Below are 2,930 nucleotides of genomic sequence, written 5' to 3'. Positions count from 1 at the left end.
TTAAAATCCCGAGGCCGCAAGGCCGTGCCGGTTCGAGTCCGGCAGCGGGCACCAGCTTTTTTACGGCCGTGCTTGACATTGGTATCGCAAATTATATCTTAAGATACGTCTAAAGACATTATCATAAGACAGGAGTGAACATGAGACCTTTTATTTTCAATGCGTTACGTGAACATGCCGGGCATGCCTGCATGCACCGGCGCGGCCATCGTGGCGGCTTTCGCGGCAAGTTTGCGGCCTTTTTCGAAGACGATGGCCTCGGTGGTCATGGTTTTCGCGCCAGCCGGATGGTCAGCGCCGCGGATCTGCAGCTGCTGATCCTGGCCCTGCTGGAGCAGAAGCCGCGACATGGCTACGAGATCATCAAGGCGCTGGAGGAGCATTCTTCGGGCTTTTACGCCCCCAGCCCCGGCGTGATCTATCCCGCGCTGACCTACCTGGAGGAAATCGGCCATGCCAGCGTGACGGCCGAGGGCGCTAAGAAACTCTACAGCCTGACCGAAACCGGTATCGCCTATCTGGCCGGTCACCGCGCCCAGGCCGATGCCATGCTGGGCCAGCTGGCCCGCATTGGCGAAAAGGTGGCGCGCGCCAGGCAGTTCTTCCGTGGCGGCGAGGATGCGGCCGATGACGATGCCGATGCCTCGGCCAGCATGCGCGCGGCGCGGCGCAACCTGAAGCTCGCCCTGCTGGACAAGCAGGATGCCTCGCCCGAGGAGCAGCGCCGCATCATCGACATTCTGGTGCGTACGGCGAAAGAGATTCGCGGACAGCAATGATCATGCGGGAGGACGGATGTGGGGCAGCGATCTTTCAACCTGGAAAGGCCATAGCATGAAGGGGCATCGGTACCGCGTCACCATCGAGCATCTCGGCGGGCCGCAGCAGGACATGCCGGTGCGGCCGCCGCTGTGTTTCGAGGCGGTGAATCACGACGAGATCCTGGGCATCGTGACGCGCCTGCAGGCCAGCGGCGCGTATCAGCCGGACGAGGCGGCCTCGCTGGGCATCGGCTTGAAGCTGTTTTCCGAGGTGATGCTGAAACGCCGCGACGATCCGCTTTTCGCTGCGCTGCTGCCGGCGATCCGGGCCTTCATCGGTGGCCTGAAGGCGCGGAACAAGGCGATCGCGGCCGGCTAGGGAAGCGGTGACCGGCATCACATCCGGGGACGATCGCCGCTTTCCGCTTGATTTACCGCAATGCAGCACGGACTCTGAAGGCGCAGCCTTGGGTCGCTCCGATCCGGGGCCCGGGGCCTGACGGAGGGGCCTGTTGAATGCGTCGCATTGTGTTGATTCTGCTGCTGGTCGTTGTCGCCGGCGGGGCTGGCGGCTGGTGGTACCTGCAGCAGCGTCGCGCCGCCCTGCCGCCGGGTTTTGCCGCCGGCAATGGCCGCATCGAGGCCAACGAGATCGACATCGCCACCAAATACGCCGCCCGCCTGCTGGAAGTGGATGTGGAGGAAGGCGACCTGGTGCAGGCCGGGCAGGTGATCGCCCGGCTGGATACCCGTGAGCTGGAAGCGCAACTGCGGTCTGCCGAGGCGCAGATCGCCCAGGCCGAGCAGCAGCGCAACCAGGTGCTGGCCGAGATCAACCAGCGCCAGAGCGAACTCAGTCTTGCCGACAAGGACCTGCAGCGCGCCCTGGTGCTGTCGGGCCAGAATTTCGTGTCGCAGCAGAAGGTCGACCAGCAGCGCAATATCCGCCGCACCGCGGAAGCGGCGCTGGCGGCGGCCGACAGCAAGCGCGGCAGCGCCGAAGCCGCCATCCGCGTGGCCACGGCCGAGGCCGAGCGCATCCGCGACCTGCTGAAGGACGGCATCCTGACCGCGCCACGCGCCGGCCGCATCCTGTTCCGCCTGGCCGAGGCCGGCGAGGTGCTGGGCGCCGGCGGCAAGGTCGCCACCCTGCTTGATCTCTCCGATGTCTACATGACCTTCTTCCTGCCGTCTGAAGCCGCCGGCCGCGTGGCGATCGGCGCCGAGGCGCGGCTGCTGCTGGATGCGGCAAGTGAGCGCGCGGTGCCGGCGAAAGTGTCGTTCGTGTCGTCGCGTGCGCAGTTCACGCCCAAGCAGGTCGAGACGCGCAGCGAACGCGAGCGCATGATGTTCCGCATCAAGGCGCGCGTGCCGCAGAGCCTGGTGCAGCAATATCTCGACCAGGTGAAAACCGGCCTGACCGGCATGGCCTATGTGCGGCTGGATGCGGCTGCCGCCTGGCCGGCCTGGCTTGAATCCGACCTGACCGCGAAAGTCGCAACCCAAGCGACGCAATGAATGCCGGGGCACCGCATGGCGGTCTGAGCATCGCCCATGTCAGCCATCGTTACGGCAAGGCCGTCGCGCTGGAGGATGTGAGCCTCGACCTGGCGCCGGGCGCGACGCTGGCTCTGGTCGGGCCCGATGGGGTCGGCAAATCCACCCTGCTGGCGCTGGCCGCCGGCGCCAAGAAGTTGCAGCAGGGCAGCATCGCGGCGCTGGGCGTCGATTTCGCCAGCCGCAGCGCGCGCGAAGCCGTGCAGCCGCGCATCGCCTATATGCCGCAGGGCCTGGGCCGCAATCTCTACGCCAATCTCACGGTGGCGGAGAATATCGCCTTCTTCGCCCGCCTGTTCGGCCATGACCATGCCGAGCGCAACCGCCGCATCCCCGCCCTGCTGGAAGCCACCGGTCTGACGCCCTTCGCCGACCGGCCGATGCACAAGCTGTCGGGCGGCATGAAGCAGAAGCTGGGCCTGTGCTGCGCGCTGGTGCATGACCCCGACCTGCTGATTCTGGATGAGCCCACCACCGGCGTCGATCCGCTGTCGCGCCGGCAGTTCTGGGACCTGATCGAGGCGATCCGGCAGAGCCGGCCGCAGCTGGCCCTGCTAGTCGCCACCTCGACGATGGACGAGGCGGAACGCTTCAGCCATGTGGTGATGCTGG

Annotated in this window: 4 protein-coding genes; all 4 read left to right on the top strand. The window is 66.1% G+C overall.

Going from position 1 to position 2,930, the window contains the following annotated elements; translation table 11 throughout:
• Nucleotides 1-140: 140 nt before the first annotated feature.
• On the top strand, nt 141-779 hold the full coding sequence (locus Q1J79_RS14140) for a PadR family transcriptional regulator (RefSeq protein ID WP_300301507.1): 639 nt from the start codon (nt 141-143) through the stop codon (nt 777-779).
• Between the two features lie 55 nt (nt 780-834).
• Nucleotides 835-1,140, top strand: a complete 306-nt coding sequence (locus tag Q1J79_RS14135) for a DUF3861 domain-containing protein (RefSeq protein WP_300301505.1) — start codon at nt 835-837, stop codon at nt 1,138-1,140.
• A gap of 137 nt (nt 1,141-1,277) precedes the next feature.
• The gene (locus Q1J79_RS14130; RefSeq protein WP_300301503.1) at nt 1,278-2,279 is read left to right on the top strand and encodes an HlyD family efflux transporter periplasmic adaptor subunit; all 1,002 of its coding nucleotides are present in this window, start codon (nt 1,278-1,280) and stop codon (nt 2,277-2,279) included.
• A partial coding sequence (locus Q1J79_RS14125) for an ATP-binding cassette domain-containing protein (protein ID WP_300301500.1) occupies nt 2,276-2,930 on the top strand: 655 nt, incomplete at its 3' end. The genes Q1J79_RS14130 and Q1J79_RS14125, both read left to right, overlap by 4 nt.

Origin of the sequence: Ferrovibrio sp. (assembly GCF_029255545.1) — a bacterium.
Taxonomy (GTDB): domain Bacteria; phylum Pseudomonadota; class Alphaproteobacteria; order Ferrovibrionales; family Ferrovibrionaceae; genus Ferrovibrio.
The sequence above is the reverse complement of the archived record's forward strand: the minus strand, read 5'-3'. Positions and strand labels throughout refer to the sequence as shown.

What these genes read in the sequence shown, in the direction of transcription:
- Q1J79_RS14140 (WP_300301507.1), top strand. Translation starts at nt 141, where the DNA reads ATGAGACCTTTTATTTTCAATGCGTTACGTGAACATGCCGGGCATGCC.
- Q1J79_RS14135 (WP_300301505.1), top strand. Translation starts at nt 835, where the DNA reads ATGAAGGGGCATCGGTACCGCGTCACCATCGAGCATCTCGGCGGGCCG.
- Q1J79_RS14130 (WP_300301503.1), top strand. Translation starts at nt 1,278, where the DNA reads ATGCGTCGCATTGTGTTGATTCTGCTGCTGGTCGTTGTCGCCGGCGGG.